The sequence below is a fragment of the Pseudomonas sp. P8_241 genome (genome assembly GCF_034008315.1).
Taxonomy (GTDB): domain Bacteria; phylum Pseudomonadota; class Gammaproteobacteria; order Pseudomonadales; family Pseudomonadaceae; genus Aquipseudomonas.
The window spans coordinates 3,666,638-3,685,649 of sequence record NZ_CP125377.1; the positions used below are offsets into that span (position 1 = coordinate 3,666,638).

A 19,012-nucleotide genomic window follows, 5' to 3' on the forward strand; every position below is an offset into this window, starting at 1 on the left:
GAAACACAGGGACGGGCGGCCACTTGAACGCCATCGGGGTTGCTGATAGCTTATTTACTTGTTGTCCGTTCAGCAAGTTGCTTAAAGCGTCGTCTCCCCTTTTAATTACAAGAGCAAAAAGCCATGCAGGCACTCGACATCCGTCCCTGTCATCTGGACGCCAGCACGCAAACCCTGCGCGCCGAGGTGCGCGAATTCCTCGCCGAGACGTTGAAAGACTTCCCGGCCCAGGAGCGCGCCAAAAACTGGAACGGCGCCGACCCGCAGTTCAGCCGCAAGCTCGGCGCCCGGGGCTGGTTGGGCATGACCTGGCCAAAACGCTACGGCGGCCATGAGCGCAGCGCCCTTGAGCGCTATGTGGTCCTTGAAGAGTTGCTGGCCGCGGGCGCCCCGGTGAATGCCCACTGGATCGCCGAACGTCAATCCGGCCCGTTGCTGATGAAGTTTTCGCCTGACGTCCTCGCCCCTCGGTTTCTACCCGCCATAGCCCGGGGTGAATTGCTGTTTTGCATCGGCATGAGCGAGCCGGATGTCGGCTCCGACCTTGCCTCGGTGCGCACCCGTGCGGTCAAGACCGACGGCGGCTGGCACGTCCACGGCAGCAAGGTGTGGACCACCGGCGCCCATCGCAGCCATTACATGGTGACCCTGCTGCGCACCGGCCCGAAAGAGGAAAACAATCGTCACGCCGGTCTCTCGCAATTGCTGATCGACCTGCAAGCCCCCGGTGTCACGGTGCGCCCGATCTACAACATGCTGGGCGAGCACGATTTCAACGAAGTGTTCCTGGACAACGTATTCGTCCCCGATGATTTTGTCATCGGCCAACCGGGTGATGGCTGGAAGCAAGTCGGTGCGGAGCTGGCGCTTGAGCGCAGCGGGCCGGAGCGCTACCTCAGCTGCACGCAGCTGTATCTGGAAATGCTCGATGCCGCCGATCCGCAGAACTCGCGCCATGCCGTAAGCCTGGGGCGAGTCGCCGCGCGATATGGCGCATTGCGCCAAATGTCACTGGGTGTGGCCGGCATGCTCGCCCGCGGTGAAAACCCGGCGACACCGGCCGCGCTGGTCAAGGATCAAGGCGCGCTGCTGGAACAATCGCTGCCCGACCTGGCCCACGATCTGTTCGGCGGCACCCGGCAACCGGGTTCCAGGCTCGATCAGGTGATGCGGTATCTGACTCAGACCGCCCCTTCGTTTTCGTTGCGTGGCGGCACCCGCGAAATTCTTCGCGGCATTATTGCGAGAGGATTAGGACTGCGATGAACCAGGCACTCAATGATCAAGCGGTGGACGCCAACGCGCCATCGGAACTGCAATCGATGATTGCCGACAGCGTCGAACGCCTGTTCGCCGATCAGATCACCCCCGAGGTGCTGGCCCGCTTCGATGCCGGACAGGCCGCGAGCGAATTGTGGCAACTCGTGGTGGACAACGGTCTGCCCGGTGCACTGGTGACGGAGGACGCGGGTGGCAGCGGTGCGAACTGGCTTGAGGTCAGCCCCGTAATGCGCGCCATCGGCTACTGGAAAGCCCCGCTTGCCCTGAGCGAGACCATGCTGGCTGCGATGTTACTGGGCCGCGTCGGACTCGACGTGCCAGAAGGCCCAATGACAGTCATTCAGACCGGACATTGCGGTGATCTTGAGCTGGGCGAAGACGGCAATCTGAGTGGCAGCGCTACCAGTGTGCCTTGGGCACGCAGTTGCCAATGGGCGGTCGTTGCCGATCCGCGCGGGCGCATTGCACTGGTCGATCTCAAGCATCCTCTGGTTCGCGTGGAGCCCGGCAGCAACTTTGCGGGCGAACAACGCGACACCCTGCATTTCGACGCCACGCCTGCCAAAGCAATGGTGGCGCTTCAAGTGGCCGACATTGCAGAGCCTGTGTGGTTGTTCGGTGCTCTGATGCGCGCCTGCATGTTGGTCGGGGCTTTGGAGTCAAGCCTTGATCAGGCGGTGGCCTATGCGAACGAGCGTGCGCAGTTCGGCAAGGCCATCGGAAAATTTCAGGCGATTCAGCAACAGCTTGCGCAGATGGCCGGCGCGATCGGCCTGGCCCGAACGGCTACGCAAGTGGCCCTTCACAGTGCCTGTCAGGCCATGGCTGCCCAACCGGGCAGTCGCAGCAGTTTGCTGTTCGACGTGGCCGTGGCCAAAGTCTGCGCCGGCGAAGCCGCCACACTGGCGACCTCGGTGGCGCATCAGGTGCACGGTGCCATCGGCTTTACCCATGAGCACACCCTGCACTTCGCAACCCGTCGGTTGTGGTCATGGCGTGACGAGTTTGGCAGCGATGCACAGTGGGCCGAAGTGCTGGGTCAGGCGGCGATTGCGGCGGGAAGCGAAGGGTTCTGGGCAGGTTTGACGGCGCGGGATCTTCATCCCGTTTGAAAACGTACCGGCGGCGACAATCCGACCCATTGTCGCCGCACACAACACCTGCAGGACGAGCCGAAAAAACCGACTACGCTGTATCTTGGATCCATACACGAAGGCCACACCACGAACATCCAAGTGAGCCTGAGCACAACCCCAGGCACATCCCAAAGTAGTCTCTGGCGTATGACCCCGTGCGCGATCCGAATTGCGCAGTCCCCTCGGTCGAATGGACGCTTTTGAAGGGAATCTCGACAGGTTGCTTCGAAGATTCGCAGAGGGATTTGATCGCCATGACTCGACACGTGAATTCGTCCGGTTCGTTCAGCAGATTCCCCCGTCCAATGCCTGAGCAGTCTGAGCCGACGGCCTATACCAGCCTTCCTTTCATTGGGATTACAGATCCTGGTTCATCCCCCGAATGGCGATTGCGGCTGCAGATTGCGGCCACGGTGGCGCTGTTGAGTGGTGTGGGGGTACCTGCCTGGTCCGCGGGGGTTTGCCCTGCACCCGCGGTGGCCAATAACACTGATTGTACGGTTGCACCCGGCACCACCGTGAATGTCACTCCGGCCGGTGCCATCGGGCTGAACGCCAATGGAGCGGCGGGGCTGATAACCGCTGATGCCGTTACCCTCAATCTCGCCGCGGCCACCACGTTGGGGGCGCTGGCACTGCAAGACGCCACCATCAGTTTCAATTTCGGTATCGTCACGACGACCTCCGTTGGCGCCGCCGCGACCGGACAGACCGGCGTGCGCGCATCCGGCGCCGGCAGCAATGTCTCGGCGGCCAGTGCCGTCATCGATCTGACCCCTGCTTCAGGCACCTCCCTGAACATGCGCGGTGCGGTTGCTGACGACAGCGGTGTAGTGACGCTGAGCGACACCACTGTGCTGGTAACAGGTGGGGCCAACGGCACGGGCAACTACGGCCTGGTATCGACCGGAGCCAACAGCCAGATCAACTTCTCCGGTGGTTCGGTCAGCACCAGTTCCCGCGCAGCCTTCGGGGTGCTGGCCGAGAGCGGTGGCGTGGTCAACCTGTCCAACGCCGCACAGATTACCTCCGCCGGAGCGATCAATACGGCCACTCAAGCGGGCAGTCATGGGTTGTACGCGACCGGCACCGGCAGCCAGATCAACGCCACCGGCATCAGCGCCAGCACTTCCGGCACCAACGCATCGGCAGCGCTGGCCGAGGCCGGGGGCACCCTGGTGTTGACCAATAGTACCTTTACCAACTCGGGAAGCAGCAATAACGATAGTTTTCCCAATGCCGGGGTACGGGCGAACACCGGGGGCAGGATTGTGATGAGCGGAGCCGGGAGCGCGATCACCACCACCGGCCTGCGCGGCTTTGGTCTTTCCGTCGAAGGCGCCGATTCGCAGGCCCAGGTGGCAGACACGGCGATCCAGGTCGGGGGTAGCCGAACATTCGGGATTTCCATCAAAGCTGGCGGTGTGGCGCAGGTCAGTAACAGCAGCATTGCGCTCAATGGCGTCACCGGGCCGTTTGCATCGGCGGTGCAGGCCGAAGGCGCCGGCTCGAACCTGACGCTGAGCAACAGCAGTGTCAACACCACGACCCCCACCGTCGCCGTGGGTGTAACGGCCCGGGACGGCGCGAGCATTCTTATCAGCGATTCATCGATCACCACCACAGGCGCCAACTCCGCAGCATTGAGTGCCAGCAGTGCAACGAGTACGCCAGGCTCCGTCACGGCGAATAACGTGACGATCAATACCAGTGGCGACGACAATGCCATGGGCGCCATTGCCGACCTTGGCGGCAGCGTCACGCTCAACGGCGGCACCGTCACCACCACCGGCAATCAAGTCCGGCCGTCATCTTTCGCCCATGGGCTTGGCGCACGTAACCCTAACGGCACGTTGGTTGCCAACGGCACGGTGGTTAATACCTCGGGGCTCTCCGCCATGGGCGCCTGGTCGGACGATGGCGGCAATTCCACCTTGAATGACGTCAGGATCACCACCGCCGGTGAATTGGGAGTGGGCGTGTACGCCGTCGCCGAACAGGTCGGCGCGGGCCGGTTCACTGCCAATACCACGACCCATCGCACCACCGTTGTAACCACCGGTCTCAATGCCTTTGGGGCCCAGGCACAATCGCGCAACGATCAGCCGGTCGATGTCGCCACGGTGACGGTGAACGACTCCTCGATCACCACTCGCGGCACCGGTGCTGATGGATTGCGGGCGGTACTGGAAAACTACGGTTCAACGCCCTCTGGTCGCGGCGAAGCCAATGTGATCGCGAACCGCAGCACCGTGCTCACTCAGGGCACGGGTGCCTATGGCGCGCTATCGCGTGACAATCCCACCTCGGTGACCGTCAACCAGAGCTCGATCCAGACCACCGGCGCGAATGCCCATGGCGCCGTCGCGTTGATTGGCGGGCGTATCAGCGGCACCGACGCCAAGGTGTCAGCCAGTGGCGCCGATTCGATGACCCTTTATGCGGTGGGAATACCGGGGGCCGTCTCCAAGGCAGACTTCACCCGCAGCGCCCTGACCAACAGTAGCGGCCCGATTATTGGCATCGCCGGCGATGCCAATGTGACCCTTGCCGACTCTACTGCAACGGGCGCCAGTGAATGGTTGCGTGTGGGAACCATCAACGACTTTGTCGCGCTTTCCGCCTCGCCACCGCCCCTCACCGGCCCTGGCGATTTTCCGGATGAGATCACCGGCGACCTGCCGCCGCTGCAGTCGCCCCCCGTCACAGCACCCGCACCGCCCACTACCCCTGGCCTTGCCAATGTCAGCCTCTCCGGATCGACGGTCGTCGGTTCTGCCTTTACCGCGCCGGGCAGCGTTTCCAACCTGACCCTGAGCAACAATAGCGTCTGGCGCATGACCGGTGACTCCAACCTGACCAACCTGGTCAACGACCCCAGCCTCATCGAGTTCTCAGCCCCGGTGGGCGGCGTGTTCAAGACCCTCACCGTCAACACCTACAGCGGTGACGGCGCAATCGCGCTGCATACCGTCCTCGAGGGTGACGGTTCGCCCTCGGACAGACTGGTCATCGATGGAGGGACGGCTACTGCACTGGCCACCGGCAACACTGCTTTGCTCATCCGTAATGCCAGGGATGCCAGCGGCGTGTTGGGACGAGGTGCCTTGACCACCGGCAACGGCATTCTGGTGGTGGACACGTCGAATGGCGGCATCACCGACGCCAACGCCTTTCGCATGGGCAACCGCGCGATTGCCGGTCCGTACGAGTACACGTTGCATCGCTCTAGTGTGGACGCCAGCAATGGTGAGGCCTGGTACCTGCGTTCCAGTGCCGAACCGGAGCCGCCAGCGCCGCCAGCGCCGCCAACGCCCCCAACGCCGCCGGTTCCCCCGGACGACCCACCCACGCCGGCGCCTCCAACCCCGGTTCCACCAAACCCGCCGCCCCCTGCCCCACCTACGCCACCCGTGCCCAATTTCCGCCCGGAAACTTCGCTGTACGGCGCCATCCCGGCGCTCGCGCTGGTCTACAGCCGTGGCGTGATCGACACCTTGCACGAGCGGGTCGCCGAAGAACGGCGTATGCCCACTGATCCGCTGCCCAAGGAGCATGAAGAAACCTACGGCCCATCGATCGGCTGGGGCCGGATGATTTTTCGCAGCGGCGAACGGGACAGCAGCCATGACGGCCCGTTCGGCGACTCCCCGGCGTACAACTATGACCTGCAGGCGTTCCAGGTTGGTCTGGATCTGTATCGCGGCGAAGACACCGATGGCAGTCACGATCAGGCGGGACTGTCCCTGGCCATCGGCAAGATTGACGGCGGTGTGGAGCATTACACTGGATTCGGTGCCGGCAATAACGTTCTGCGCGCCTACAGCGTTGGCGGTTACTGGACGCACTTCAGTCCCGAAGGTGCCTACGTCGATGGCGTGCTGCAACTCCACCACTTCGACATCGAGGCCAAGCCGGGCGACATTGATGAACTGGACACCAAGGGCTGGGGTTACACCGCCTCAGTGGAAACCGGCTATCCGTTCCTGATCGATGAAGGCGAAGGCGAGGACAAGTTCGAAAACCTTTACCTCGAACCCCAGGCCCAACTGATCTATTCGCGCATCGACCTGGATGACAGCAGCGACATCGCAGCCGATGTGCGTTTCAAGGATGTTGACTCGCTGATCGGCCGTCTGGGCGTGCGCCTGACCAAAGACTGGTTTCGCGAAAACGACAAGGGAGACACACTGCGGACCAATGGCTGGCTGCGCCCCAGCGTCTGGCATGAATTCAAGGGGCAGCCAAAAACCGAGTTCTCCTCGGCCGACGGCTTCGTGCCCTTTGAATCGGATATCAGCGGGAGCTGGTGGGAGGCCAACCTGGGCGTCGACTATCAAGCCGACAAGAAAGTTACCTTCTATATCTCTGCGGGCTATCAGCAATCCTTTGATGGCGATAGCCACAGCTATGAAGGCATGCTTGGAGTGAAGTACGACTTCTGACTCGTCGGTGAAGTAATTGGAGCGTCTCCCTATGACTTGGGTACCTAAACTGTTTATTGGCGTCGCATTGACCGGCCTGCTACTCGGCGGTTGCACCTCCCAGGTCCCTGAACGCGAGCAGTACTCGGGTTTCCTGTCCAACTACGACAACCTGCAAGAAGTGACCACCACCACGGGTGAGAAGGCAATGCGCTGGGTCAGCCCGTCGTGGAACCCCAATGCCTATGACACCATTGCGTTCCGAACGCTGGAGTTCTATCCCGCGCCCAAACCCAACGAGCAGGTCAATCAGCAGACGCTGGCCGACTTGCAGGACTTCATGTCCAGAAAGGCCAAACTCATACTGGGCCAGAAGTACCAGAGGGTGTCTAACGCGGCCGCTGCGCCGGCCGGGTCCCACCCCCTGATCCTGCGTGCGGCCATTACCGGTGTCAGCGCCTCGAACGAAGGCATGAAGTGGTATGAAGTGATGCCGATCGCGGCGGTTGTCGGCGCGACACAGGCCGCCACCGGTCACCGGGACCAGGACACCAATCTGTTTATCGAAGCCGAGTTCATTGACGCGAGAACCCATCAGACCATGGCCAGAATGGTGCGTAAGGTGTTCGGCAGCCAGCTGGAGAACGAGAGTCAGCGAATCACCACCAAAGACTTTAAAGACGCAATCGAAAAACTGAACACCGATCTCTGGGCGTTCATCCATCGTTGAAAGGGACGAACCTTACTTGGCTGGCGATCGCTGCAAGACTGTCTCGTTCACGGCCCGATTCAGACAGAAACGGACTACAGGTACGCTGCTACACTCCTTGAAGTAGCCAATTGCCACGTCGCCTTTGCTGCCCGACTCGTGTTGTGTTCGATACGAAACTGAAACACAACAGAGCGTTACGCATCAGCAAGGAACGTTATCAGACACAAGGGACGGAAATTGTTACGTCACTGATATCGTATTCTTGTATCTACGCCAGGGGGGGCAGTACAGATGGGGTTAAAAGGCGATTGGGATGAAGCAAAAAAAATGTGGTCGAACAGCTCCCTCTTGATGAAACTGATCATCACTGTGTCGTTGTTCGTTAATATTGGCTCGATTGCTTCACTGTCAGAGACGATTTTCAAATAGAAGTCTTTCATTCTTGAAGGCTTATCGTTTTATCACGACTATATTGCCGACCCTGTCACACAGACTCTGAACTTGATCGGACTGCACTACAGCCGCACAGACATCAATGTACTTTTCTTGATAAGTCTTTATGCGGGAAGCTATTTCAGGGCAGTCGGCACACGCGAGCTCTGGAGAGACTTCAAAAGCAAGCCAATATCAAACTCCCTCGTCTACCTTTGTTTCATAGGCGTTTATATATACCCTGGACTGTTTGAAGGAGACAGCATCACCTACTTCATCCTGCTGATATACGTCATCGCGATCATCGCTTCGCTGGTATCCATCTACAAAAACAGAAAAGACGACCCGGACACTGCCATTAGATTTCTGTTTGTTCCACTTACATCACTTCTGGTTGTAATGATTTTTGGGGCCATCAATTCAGGCTTGTTAAAACATTAACTTGGTGAAACCCAACCTGACGTCCTGCTCTTCAAAAACGAACAGATTTTGCCTGGGCACTAAAGCCTGAAGCGCCGGGGGCACTCAAAGGTTCTCGGGGCGCAACTGCTCGGTGGTTTCTGGTGTTTTTTTACCGTTACCGCGACGCGATGCTATGAGTCGCAGGGCTTGTTTCGGCCCCTCAAAGGGGTAGAAATCGTGGGGAGCGGGAGGCAAGAAGGGGAATTCGCACCGAGCTTTTCAAACATCAATAAATCCAGATGCCAGCCTACGCATATATGGATTCATTTAAATGTTTGAGCATTTTAAGCTTTCGGCACTCCTCTCTCGAAGGAGCACGTTTTGTCGGTACGCCTGAAAAAGGCGATCCTAAAAATAATGTGTCTGCCGACCCAAGGAATTCCTATGTCAGCCAAGTTCGCACGCCAGCGTGCCGGTCGTTGCGCCCCCTTCCATGCAATCGCTGGAGGTGGGCAATGACCGCCCCGCTTTCCCGGCAAAACGCCGATGAACACCTGTTGCAAAGCCAGGGCTACGCACAGGAGTTGCACCGCGGGTTATCGCTCTGGTCTTCGTTTTCCGTTGGATTTGCCACCGTGTCGCCGGTGGTCGGGATCTATTCCGTGATGTCGCTGGGCGCGATGAACGCCGGGCCGTCCTGGGTCTGGATCGTCCCGCTCTGCCTGGCGTTGCAAATGCTGGTGGCGCTGGTCTATGCCGAACTGGCTTCCCAGTACCCGCTTGCCGGAGGCTGTTACCAATGGGTCAAGCGTCTGGCCGGCGATCGTTGGGCCTGGTTCACCGGGTTCATGTACCTGGCCTCGGCCCTGGCTTCGCTGACCACCGTGGCTTATCTGGGCGGGTTCTGGCTCTGGCTGTTTTTCACCGGTCAAGCGCCGTCGGCGAATGCCCAGGTGTTCAGTGGTGCAATGTTGTTGCTGCTGGGTCTTGGGGTGAATCTGTTCGGGATCAACCCGCTCAAATACTTCGTCAACGCCGGCATCATTGCCGAAGCGATCGCTTCGATTGGCATCGGCGTATTGTTGCTGCTGTTTTTTCGCAATCACTCGTTCTCCTTGCTGCTGGACGGCTTGACCTCCACCCAGGGCAGTGACGGTGCTTACTTCTCGGGTTTTCTGACGGCCATGGCCGTGGGGGGCTGGGCGTTCCTGGGGTTTGATGCGTGCTCACAAGTTTCCGAAGAAACCGCCGATGCCCGTACCTCTACCCCGCGCGCCATCCTGCGTTCGATGATCCTGGTCGGCCTGACCGTGATGCTCACCGCGTTCGCGGTCACGCTGTCCTATACCGACACCGCTGCCATGGTCTCCGGCCAGGTCATTGACCCGGTGACGCCGGCCGTCGTCGACGCCTTTGGTGCCTGGGCGGAACGTCCTTTCGTGGGCATCGTGCTGGTGGCGTTCATCGCCTGCGTAGTCTCTGTCCAGACCTACATCGGACGCGCCGTGTTTGGCATGGCCCGTGATTCGATCCTGCCGGCTTCGGCGCTGCTGCGTCGGGTGGACAAGCGCAAGGTGCCGTTTGCCGCGATGGTGTTCAGCACCCTGTTCGCCAGTTTCGGCCTGGCGTTGGGCCTCAACGCGACCGCCGTCGGCACCCTGATCGCGTTCGGCAGCGGCGGGTTCTTTGTGGTGTTTCTGATCGTCGTGACCTGTGCCCTGCTCGCCCGTCTGCGCGGTACCTGGAAAGCCGAACCCGGCACTTTCAGTCTCGGTCGCTGGGGCGTGGCGATCAACCTCGCGGCATTCTTCTGGCTGGTGTTCGAAAGCATCAACGTGGCCTGGCCTCGTGAGTCGCTCGCACCAGCCGGTGCGCCGTGGTTCCAGGTCTGGGCGGTGATCCTGGTGTTCTCGATCCTGGCAGTTCTGGGCTTGATCTACATGTGTTGGGCCAAGCCTTACCTGCGCACCCTCACGCCTCGGTTGCGTACCGAATAATCCCCTGTCTTGTTGCGCGAGGTCCACGAACCCAGGACCTCGCTGATCCGGAGTTGCAAATGTCTTCGCTTCACTACTGGAATTACCCCACGGAGATTTTCTGTGGGCCCGGTGCGCTCGACGCATTGGCCGAACGCTGCAGTTTGTTGGGCATGCGCAATCCCTTGCTGGTCACTGACCCCGGCATGTTGGCGCTGGAACCCCTGGCACTGTTGAAGGCTCATCTGTCCGATACGGGCCTGCCGTTCGGGTTGTTCAGCGACATCGCCAGCAACCCGAGCATGGATGATGTGCGCCGGGGCGTAGCCGCGTTCAAGGCGGGCAATCATGACTCGCTGATTGCCCTGGGCGGCGGTAGCGCCATGGACGCCGCCAAAGGCATCAGCCTGGCGGCCATCGATGCCGAGGGTCTGGAACGCTTCGAGTGGTCGCAGGTCATTGCGCACTACCCGACACTGGCGGACTTCCCGCGCCTGGGCCTGCCCCGTCTGGTTGCCCTGCCAACCACCGCCGGCACAGGCTCCGAGTTGGGACGTGAAGCCGTGCTGACCCAAAGCGAACTGAACGTAAAACGTGTGATCAGCCACCCGGAACTGCTCCCGGCGTGCGTGATCCTCGACCCGGTGCTGACCCGTGGCCTGCCACCAACGCTGACCGCTGCCACCGGCATGGATGCGTTGACCCATCACATCGAAGCCTTTTGCTCGCCGCTGTATCACCCGATGTCATCCGGCGTGGCGGTGGAAGGCGTGCGCCTGATTCAACAGCACCTGATGGATGCGGTCAGCGACGGCCAGAACATGGCCGCCCGCGAAGGCATGCTGGTCGCCTCGGCCATGGCCGCCGTGGCGTTTCAGAAGGGCCTGGGCGGTGTGCATGCCCTCGCCCACCCACTCGGTGCGCGCTATCACAAGCACCACGGATTGCTCAATGCGATCCTGCTGCCGTATGTCCTGATCGCCAACCAAGCTGCGATCAGTTTCGACATTGCGCGTCTGGCCCGCTACCTGGAGTTGCAACAGCCGGACTTCAACGGGTTTCTCGATTGGGTGCTGGACCTGCGCCAACGTCTCGGGATTCCTCATTCGCTCCAGCTAATCGGCATCGATGATGAGGCAGCGAGCTGGGTTGGAGAACAAGCGCTCGCGGACATTTCCTCTTCGGACACCAACGCCTGCGTTCTCAGTGCCGCCGATTACAGCCAGATTTTTCGCAACGCCGTCCACGGTGTTCTGCCAGGAGTAACACCATGAGCGCCTGCCATTACATCAACGGCGACTGGGTCACGGGCGATGGCGCTGATCTGATCACCGTGTTCGATCCCTCATTGGGCGAGCCCTTCGCCGAACTGCAAGTGGCCAGCGCCGCGCAAGTGGACCAGGCCGTCGCAGCCGCCCGTCAGGCGCTCCCGGACTGGCGCAATACCCGTGCGTCAGAACGGGCGGTCTACTTGAGAGGCTTTGCCGAACAGATCGAACTGCGCCGTGAAACGTTGATCGCGTTGCAGATGCAGAACAACGGCAAGCCTCGACACGAAGCCGTCGTCGATGTCGATGATGCCGTGGCTACCTTTACCTACTACGCGGACCTGGCCGAAGGTCTGGCGGACCATCAGCACCGCGATGTACCGCTGGCCGTCCGCGGTTTTTCGTCACGCACTCGTCTGGAGCCGGTGGGTGTGGTCGGTTTGATCGTGCCGTGGAATTTCCCGCTGGTCACCAGTGCCTGGAAGCTGGCACCGGCCCTGGCCGCCGGGTGTACGGTGGTGCTCAAACCCTCGGAAATCACGCCGTTGATCGAGCAGACCTACGGCCAGATTGCCGATGCGCTGGGCTTGCCCGCGGGTGTCCTGAACATTATCGGTGGCAAGGCACAAACCGGTGCGGCGCTGAGCAACCATCCAGGTCTCGATAAGTTGTCGTTCACCGGCAGCAACGGCGTTGGCAGTCAGGTGATGAACAGCGCGGCGGCCCATTGTCGGCCAGTGACGCTGGAGCTGGGCGGTAAATCAGCCATCGTGGTATTCGACGATTGCGACCTCGATCAAGCAGTCGAATGGATCGTTGCCGGGATCTGCTGGAACGCCGGGCAGATGTGCTCCGCCACGTCTCGCTTGTTGGTGCAGGATCATATTGCCGATGCACTGATGGAGCGTTTGAAGGCTGCCTTCGAGAAGCAACGGGTGGGCAATCCGGTGACCGGAGAAGTCGACATGGGGCCGCTGACCAGTCAGGCACAGTGGAATAAAGTGGCCGACTACTTCGCCATCGCCCGCGCCGAAGGCCTGCATTGCCTGACCGGTGGCGACGTGCTGCGTGACGCGGGCTGGTTCGTCTGCCCGACCCTGTACGCGGATGTGCCGCTGACCAGCCGGCTATGGACCGAAGAGATCTTCGGCCCGGTGCTCTGCGTCCACCGTTTCGATTCGGAGCAAGAGGCATTGGCACTGGCCAACGACAGCCGTTTTGGTCTGGTGGCGACGGTGATCAGCGCCGATCTGCAGCGCGCCGAACGCGTCGCCAATGCCCTGGAAGTCGGCCACGTGTGGATCAATTCGATTCAGGCGGTGTTCGTTGAAACGTCCTGGGGCGGCATCAAGGGCAGCGGCATTGGCCGCGAACTCGGCCCATGGGGCCTGTCAGCCTATCAGTCGGTCAAACATGTGACGCGTTGCCTGGGCTGATTTCGCCTACAGGCCATGCTCAGCCAACAGGTCTGAAACGAACGCTCGCACCGCTTCGCTTTGCGGGTGACCGACGTGGGTGATCATGCTGTGTTGCACCTCATAATGTAGCGTTTCGGGGTGCAGCGCGCGCATCTGACCACTCTGCAACCAGGGCCGGGCGTAGTGTGCCGGCAGATAACCCAGGTGGGTGCCGGCCAGTACGCCATGGGCCACCGCTTCCATGTGGTGCGCCGTGGCGGAAGCACGTTGCGCTGCAACGGGCAGCACTTGATCGGCCGGCAGGAAGCCGTGGGTGATCCAGTCACAGGCGCGCAATTGCTCGAGGCTCGGCGAATCCACGCTGAACAGCGGGTGCTTGAGGCCGCAGAAGATGCCGATTTCTTCCGAATACAGTGGTTGATAAGCCAGTGTCGGCAATGGTCGGCTGAAGTAGGAAATGGCCATGTCCAGTTGGCCGTCAATCACTGCCCGTTCCAGTTCCGTAGGGGAGTTGACGAAAATGTGCAGGTGCATGTCGTGCTCGCGCTGATAAAAACGCGCAATGGCGGCATCGATACGCGCCGCCGGCAAGGTCGCGATATTGTCGGCCAGGCCCAGGTAAAGATCGCCGACCAGGCGCCCGGCAAGATCCTGTGCTTCATCACGAAACGCATCCACCGCCCCGAACAACGCCGAGGAAGCCTTGAGAATCCGCTGGCCTTTTTCGGTCAGGCGAAACCCGCCCTTGCCCCGCTCACAGATCCGATACCCCAGGCGTTTTTCCAGGCTTGAAATATGCGTGCTGATGTTCGATTGACTCATGTTCAGCTCGGCCTGGGCCGCCGTGAATCCACCGCATTTCACGACAATGGAAAAGATGCGCAACAAGCGCAAGTCCATGTCCGTCACGTTTCTGAGCACAGTTTTTCTCGATAACCGGATTTGATTGGAGCACGCCTCTGGAGGGGTACAATCCGCGCTCCAGACAATTCGACGCGAAGCGGGCGTCGGCGCAGCGAATACAATAAACGTTTAAACACGATGCAGCGACATTTGACACACCTGTCATCCTCGCACCGAAGATGAGCTATCTTTCTCAGGCAGTGCACCTGCATCAAGTCATTGCCATCAAGTAAGGATGCTTCATGAAGCCATTTACCGGGCGCCATGCCCTCTTCGCCCTGACCTTCGTCAGTACGTTTGTCGCCACCTCGGTGCTGGCCGCCCAGAGTCCCGCTACCCAGGCCAACGTCGCCGGGTCGGTCGCCGGCCCCGTCGCTGGCACGAAAGTGACCGAACCGTTTGTGCGCATGATGGCGCGGGAGGCGTATTTCTGGGGTTGGCCGATGGCAAACATCTACAACCGCCGCCAGACATTCAAGGATCTGCCCGAGCCAGGCTTGATGGGCGGGATCGTACCCGTGGCACCGATCAACCAACTGTCGATGCTCAGCGACTACATCGACCCGGCCGAGCGCCTGGTCGCCTGCCCTAACCAGGACGTCGTTTACGGCGCTGGCAGCATCGCGCTGGATATTGAACCGGTGGTGCTGCAGGTGCCGGACTTCGGCAAACGCTTCTGGGTCTACCAGGTGGTGGACCTGCGTTCCGACAGTTTTGCCGAACTGGGCAAGATGTATAACACCCAACCGGGGTTTTACCTGCTGGTGGGCCCGGACTGGAACGGCAAGGTTCCACCCGGCATCACCCGGGTTTACCGCGCGCGCACCAACACCGGTTTCGTGATTCCGCGAGTATTCCAGGACGACACCGCCGAGGATCGCCAGGCCGTACAGCCGGCATTGGCCGGGATCGACATGTATCCGCTGTCCAAATACGACGGCAAACTCAAACGCCGCGACTGGAGGCTGCAGCCGAAATTCCCCGCCCAGGCCGCCGAAGGCACCGCCGAAACCAAGTGGGTGATCCCGGAGAAATTCTTCGACGAACTGCCGGCCCTGCTCAAAGATGCCAAACCATTGCCGGGCGAAGAAGCCCGTTACGCGCAAATGGCTGCCCTTGCCGCCATCGCCAAGGCTGATCCAGCACTGCGCGCCGCGATGATCGACGAAGCGAAAAAAGCCGACCGCGAAGTGATCGACCCGTTGTTGCAGTTCCGCAATTATGGCCTGCAATTACCGGATTACTGGAGCACCGTGAGCAATGGTGCAGCCTTCGGCACCGACTACTTCAGCCGCACCGCCGTCGCACGCTCGAACATTTTCGTGAACCAGCAGAAAGAGACCAAATACTTCTACCAGGACCTCGATCAGAACGGCTTGCGCCTCAATGGTCGCAACGGCTACAGCGTGACCTTCGCCAAGAACAAGCTGCCTCCGGTCAAGGGCTTCTGGTCGCTGACGCTGTACAACGAACAGCATTTCTTCGCGCCCAATGCACTGAAGCGCTACTCCATCGGGACCAAGAACAAATCGCTGCAAACCAATCCCGACGGTTCGCTGACCCTGTATGTGCAGAGTGAGTCGCCGGGCGCAGACAAGGAAAGCAACTGGTTGCCAGCGCCCAAAGACGCCGACTTCTCGTTGTACATCCGCGCCTACTGGCCGCAAGCCGATGCCCTCGACGGTGACTGGACCCCGCCGCCGGTGCTGAAAACCAACTGATCGAGACGAACTTCAAACCGCTCGCAAAAACTCACAGACAATTGCCAGTACCTCATCGGGATGTTCCCGATGGGGCACATGGCCGCAGTTTTCCAGGAGCCGCAGGGTCGTCGGGCCCGAAGCCAGCGAGGTGATGCGCTCTGGATGGAGATGGGAACCGAACTCGTCGTGCTCACCATGCAGGCTCAGCACCGGGCAGCGAACCTGTTGCAGCGCCCCGTCCAGGGTCCACTGACTGAATGCCGGCGACAACCAGGTGTCGACCCATGCGCGCAATACCCAATCGGCCTTGTCACCATGGTACTTGTGCAACCGCTTTAATTGCCCAGGCCCGGCGAACTCGCGCTCGGCTGCGCGAATACCCTGGCAAATGCCGCTGTCCACAAACGCCTGTGCAGACTCGGTGATCAATCCCCGGCAAGCCTGGGGGTAAACGGCGGCACAGTTCACAGCCATGCCGCCCCCCACGCTGTGGCCGAACACTTCGAACCGACTTAAATCCAGATGCTGACGCACAGCCTGAAAGCCTCCCGTGGCTTCCTCCTCGATAAAGTCCAGCGCCAGGGTGCCGGGATGGGCTGCCGATTGCCCGAAACCCAAGCGGTCATAGGCGATCACCCGGCGCCCGCTGGCCTGCGCCAGTCGCTCGGGGAAATCACGCCACAAGGCCACGCACCCCAGCGAGTCATGCAACAGCACGATGGGCGTGCCCTGTTCCTCGTCCGGGTTCCAGCTCTGGGCGTATAGCTGTCCGCTTGGGGTATCGATCCAGTGTTGTCGGGTAGAAATGCGCTGCATCAATGATGTTCCATTGCAATGAATGAAGGCCGAGAGGCGCTCAGCCTTCATGTGTTGGTTCCCGATTGAAGCCGATCACTTCAACGCACCACATGTAAAAAATGCAAGTGACGCTCGTACTGATCAAGGATATCGCCGATGACGTCCTCGCGGCTCCAGCCCATGATGTCATAGTCCTGCCCGCCTTCACGCAAGTACACCTCGGCGCGGAAATATTTGCGGGCATCGCTGCCGTCCTCGCTGTCGCGGATGACGAAGCTCGGCGCGGTGAACGCACGGGGGCGCACCTCATAAAGAAAGCGCCCCTCGCCTGCATGCACCAGTTCCAGCGCCACGTTGCCATCGGACTCACTCACCATGACCTCGTAGCCTTGCTTGCGCAATTCGCCGGCCACCTCCTCGCACGCGGGCTTCACCACCTCTGCAATGAACCGATTGACATGGGAGCGCCTGGGCAGCATCGCAATGTTGCGCAGCCGCCGTTGCCAGCCGCCGTGGGGATGGCGTGAATGATGCGGGCCCGGCAATGCCTGGTTGCGCAAACCACGGCGAGTGGCGTCCAGGTTCAGTGCCTTGAACAGCCCCCAGATCGATGCCAGCAGAATGATCGAGAACGGCAACGCACTGGCGATCGTCGCGGTCTGCAAGGCTTTCAAGCCATTGGCCAGGAGCAGCGCAATCGCCACAACGCCGATGGTCACCGACCAGAAAATCCGTTGCCAGAGCGGTGAGTGGTCATGCCCGGATGACGCCAGCATGTCCACCACCAGTGCACCGGAATCGGCCGAGGTGACAAAAAACACCACCACCATCAGCACAGCGATCATCGACACCAGACCGGAAAACGGGAAGTGTTCCAGGAAGGCGAACAACGCCAGCGAGCTGTCCTGGTCAATCACCTTCGCCAGCTCGGTCACGCCCTCGTTGAGAATCATGTGGATCGCCGTGTCGCCGAATATCGTCATCCACAACAAGGTGAAACCAGCTGGAACGAACAGCACACCGCAGACAAATTCGCGAATGGTTCGCCCCCGTGAAATACGCGCAATAAACAGCCCCACAAAGGGCGACCAGGACAGCCACCATCCCCAGTACAGCAGGGTCCAGCCGCCGATCCAGTCGGTGGGTTCATAGGCGTACAGGTTGAAGGTCTTGTTGACGATGTCGGACAAGTAGGCGCCGGTGTTTTGTACGTAGGCCTGTAAAAGAAAAACAGTCGGTCCCAACAGCAGGACAAAAATCATCAGCACTACAGCCAGTCCGAGATTCAGCTCGGACAGGATGCGTATGCCCTTGTCCAGGCCACTGGCGACCGACAACGTCGCCAGCGCGCACGTCGATGCAATCAGAATGACCTGGACCGTGGCGTTCACCGGCAAGCCGAACAAGTGGTGAAAACCGCTGTTGATCTGCAGCACGCCATAGCCTAGAGACGTGGCGACGCCAAACACCGTGCCGAGAATGGCAAAGACGTCGACGGCATGGCCGATTGGCCCGTAGATACGATCGCCTATGAGTGGATACAACGCCGAGCGCAAGGTCAGCGGCAAGTCGTTGCGAAAGCTGAAATACGCCAGGATCAGCGCGACCATGGCGTAGATCGCCCAGGCATGCAGGCCCCAGTGAAAAAAGGTGATTTTCATTGCCTCGCGCGCCGCCGCCACCGTACCGCCTTCGCCCACCGGCGGGCTGGTGAAGTGCATGACTGGCTCGGCCACCCCGAAGAACATCAGCCCGATGCCCATGCCGGCGGAGAACAGCATGGCAAACCAGCTGCTGTTGCGATAATCCGGCTCGCTGTGATCCGGGCCCAGCTTGATGTCCCCATATCGACTCACGGCCAGGAACACTGTGCTGATCAGGATCAGTGCGACCGCCAGGATGTAGAACCAGCTGACATTGGTGTTGATCCATTGCTGGATAAAGTCGAACCGGGTCTGGGCTTCGACCTGGAAGATCACGGCGTAGAGCACCAGCACCAGGATCAGTACGGCGCTGGTATAAAAGACGGGGGGATTGAGGGTGCTCTTGGGTCTGGAAGGGCTGTCCATGATCGAGTCGTTCTCTTCTGACGCAAAGAGTTCGCATGTGCTATCCAACATGCTCGTGGGCTTCAACGGCTAATCGAGTGTAGTCAGCGCAGCCACTTCCTGCCGCTCGTCAGCGCGTGCGCACCTTTTGCCTCGCCTGCGCTTCCAACGCTCTATACCCCTCGAATGGATGGCCCCCTCCATGAACAGAAAAATAGCCGCGCTGACACTGGCAAGCTTGTTGTCGACGGGCTCCGTATTGGCGCTTGCGACCGAGAAGAACGTTCATGAGCATACCCTTCCTCCGGACGCTGTTCCTGGCGTCAACAAGGCTCAGGGGCCTGAATCGAATGAGGAGAAGGCCGACAAAAAGGGCGAAGAGTCGTCAGGTTCAAACTCGGGCGCCGAGTCGCATGAAACGGAAAAAGATGCGGCGTCGTCGAGCAGTTCGGTCGAGGACGTGAAGAACTGACGCCCCATGGGTTGGCGCGGTTCCAACGCATTGTCGATT

Annotated in this window: 12 protein-coding genes; 9 read left to right on the forward strand and 3 right to left on the reverse strand. The window is 60.4% G+C overall.

Annotated elements, in window-relative coordinates:
• Nucleotides 1-123 precede the first annotated feature (123 nt).
• From QMK58_RS16560 to QMK58_RS16590, 7 genes are all read left to right on the forward strand, one after another.
• Nucleotides 124-1,266, forward strand: a complete 1,143-nt coding sequence (locus QMK58_RS16560) for an acyl-CoA dehydrogenase family protein (RefSeq protein WP_320395059.1) — start codon at nucleotides 124-126, stop codon at nucleotides 1,264-1,266.
• A complete protein-coding gene (locus tag QMK58_RS16565) occupies nucleotides 1,263-2,393 on the forward strand; it encodes an acyl-CoA dehydrogenase family protein (RefSeq protein ID WP_053159121.1) in 1,131 nt (376 codons plus the stop codon). The genes QMK58_RS16560 and QMK58_RS16565 overlap by 4 nt, the downstream gene beginning before the upstream one ends.
• A 413-nt stretch (nucleotides 2,394-2,806) precedes the next feature.
• Nucleotides 2,807-6,862 carry an autotransporter outer membrane beta-barrel domain-containing protein gene (locus QMK58_RS16570; protein ID WP_320395060.1) on the forward strand — a complete coding sequence of 1,352 codons (4,056 nt, stop codon included), beginning with the start codon at nucleotides 2,807-2,809 and terminating at the stop codon, nucleotides 6,860-6,862.
• A 31-nt stretch (nucleotides 6,863-6,893) separates the two neighbouring features.
• Nucleotides 6,894-7,571, forward strand: coding sequence for a DUF3313 domain-containing protein (locus tag QMK58_RS16575; RefSeq protein ID WP_320395061.1), 678 nt, complete (start codon nucleotides 6,894-6,896; stop codon nucleotides 7,569-7,571).
• A 1,331-nt stretch (nucleotides 7,572-8,902) separates the two neighbouring features.
• Nucleotides 8,903-10,384, forward strand: coding sequence for an APC family permease (locus QMK58_RS16580; protein WP_320395062.1), 1,482 nt, complete (start codon nucleotides 8,903-8,905; stop codon nucleotides 10,382-10,384).
• Nucleotides 10,385-10,443: 59 nt separating this feature from the next.
• The gene (locus QMK58_RS16585; protein ID WP_320395063.1) at nucleotides 10,444-11,637 is read left to right on the forward strand and encodes an iron-containing alcohol dehydrogenase; all 1,194 of its coding nucleotides are present in this window, start codon (nucleotides 10,444-10,446) and stop codon (nucleotides 11,635-11,637) included.
• Nucleotides 11,634-13,067: an aldehyde dehydrogenase family protein gene (locus tag QMK58_RS16590; RefSeq protein ID WP_320395064.1), complete on the forward strand. Its 1,434-nt coding sequence runs from the start codon at nucleotides 11,634-11,636 to the stop codon at nucleotides 13,065-13,067. Before QMK58_RS16585 ends, QMK58_RS16590 begins: the two co-directional genes overlap by 4 nt.
• Nucleotides 13,068-13,073: 6 nt before the next feature.
• Here QMK58_RS16590 and QMK58_RS16595 read toward each other — a convergent pair whose 3' ends face one another.
• Nucleotides 13,074-13,970 carry a LysR family transcriptional regulator gene (locus QMK58_RS16595; RefSeq protein WP_053159107.1) on the reverse strand — a complete coding sequence of 299 codons (897 nt, stop codon included), beginning with the start codon at nucleotides 13,968-13,970 and terminating at the stop codon, nucleotides 13,074-13,076.
• Between the two features lie 224 nt (nucleotides 13,971-14,194).
• Here QMK58_RS16595 and QMK58_RS16600 point away from each other — a divergent pair, with 224 nt between their 5' ends.
• Nucleotides 14,195-15,673, forward strand: a complete 1,479-nt coding sequence (locus QMK58_RS16600; RefSeq protein WP_053159105.1) for a DUF1254 domain-containing protein — start codon at nucleotides 14,195-14,197, stop codon at nucleotides 15,671-15,673.
• A gap of 12 nt (nucleotides 15,674-15,685) precedes the next feature.
• Here the strand turns inward: QMK58_RS16600 and QMK58_RS16605 are convergent, their stop codons facing one another.
• Both QMK58_RS16605 and QMK58_RS16610 read right to left on the reverse strand, forming a co-directional pair.
• Complete coding sequence (locus QMK58_RS16605; protein ID WP_320395065.1) at nucleotides 15,686-16,471, reverse strand: alpha/beta hydrolase; 786 nt, start codon at nucleotides 16,469-16,471, stop codon at nucleotides 15,686-15,688.
• Nucleotides 16,472-16,551: 80 nt separating this feature from the next.
• A complete protein-coding gene (locus QMK58_RS16610) occupies nucleotides 16,552-18,522 on the reverse strand; it encodes a BCCT family transporter (protein WP_053159101.1) in 1,971 nt (656 codons plus the stop codon).
• Between the two features lie 181 nt (nucleotides 18,523-18,703).
• Here QMK58_RS16610 and QMK58_RS16615 point away from each other — a divergent pair, with 181 nt between their 5' ends.
• On the forward strand, nucleotides 18,704-18,973 hold the full coding sequence (locus QMK58_RS16615; protein ID WP_053159099.1) for a hypothetical protein: 270 nt from the start codon (nucleotides 18,704-18,706) through the stop codon (nucleotides 18,971-18,973).
• Nucleotides 18,974-19,012 lie beyond the last annotated feature (39 nt).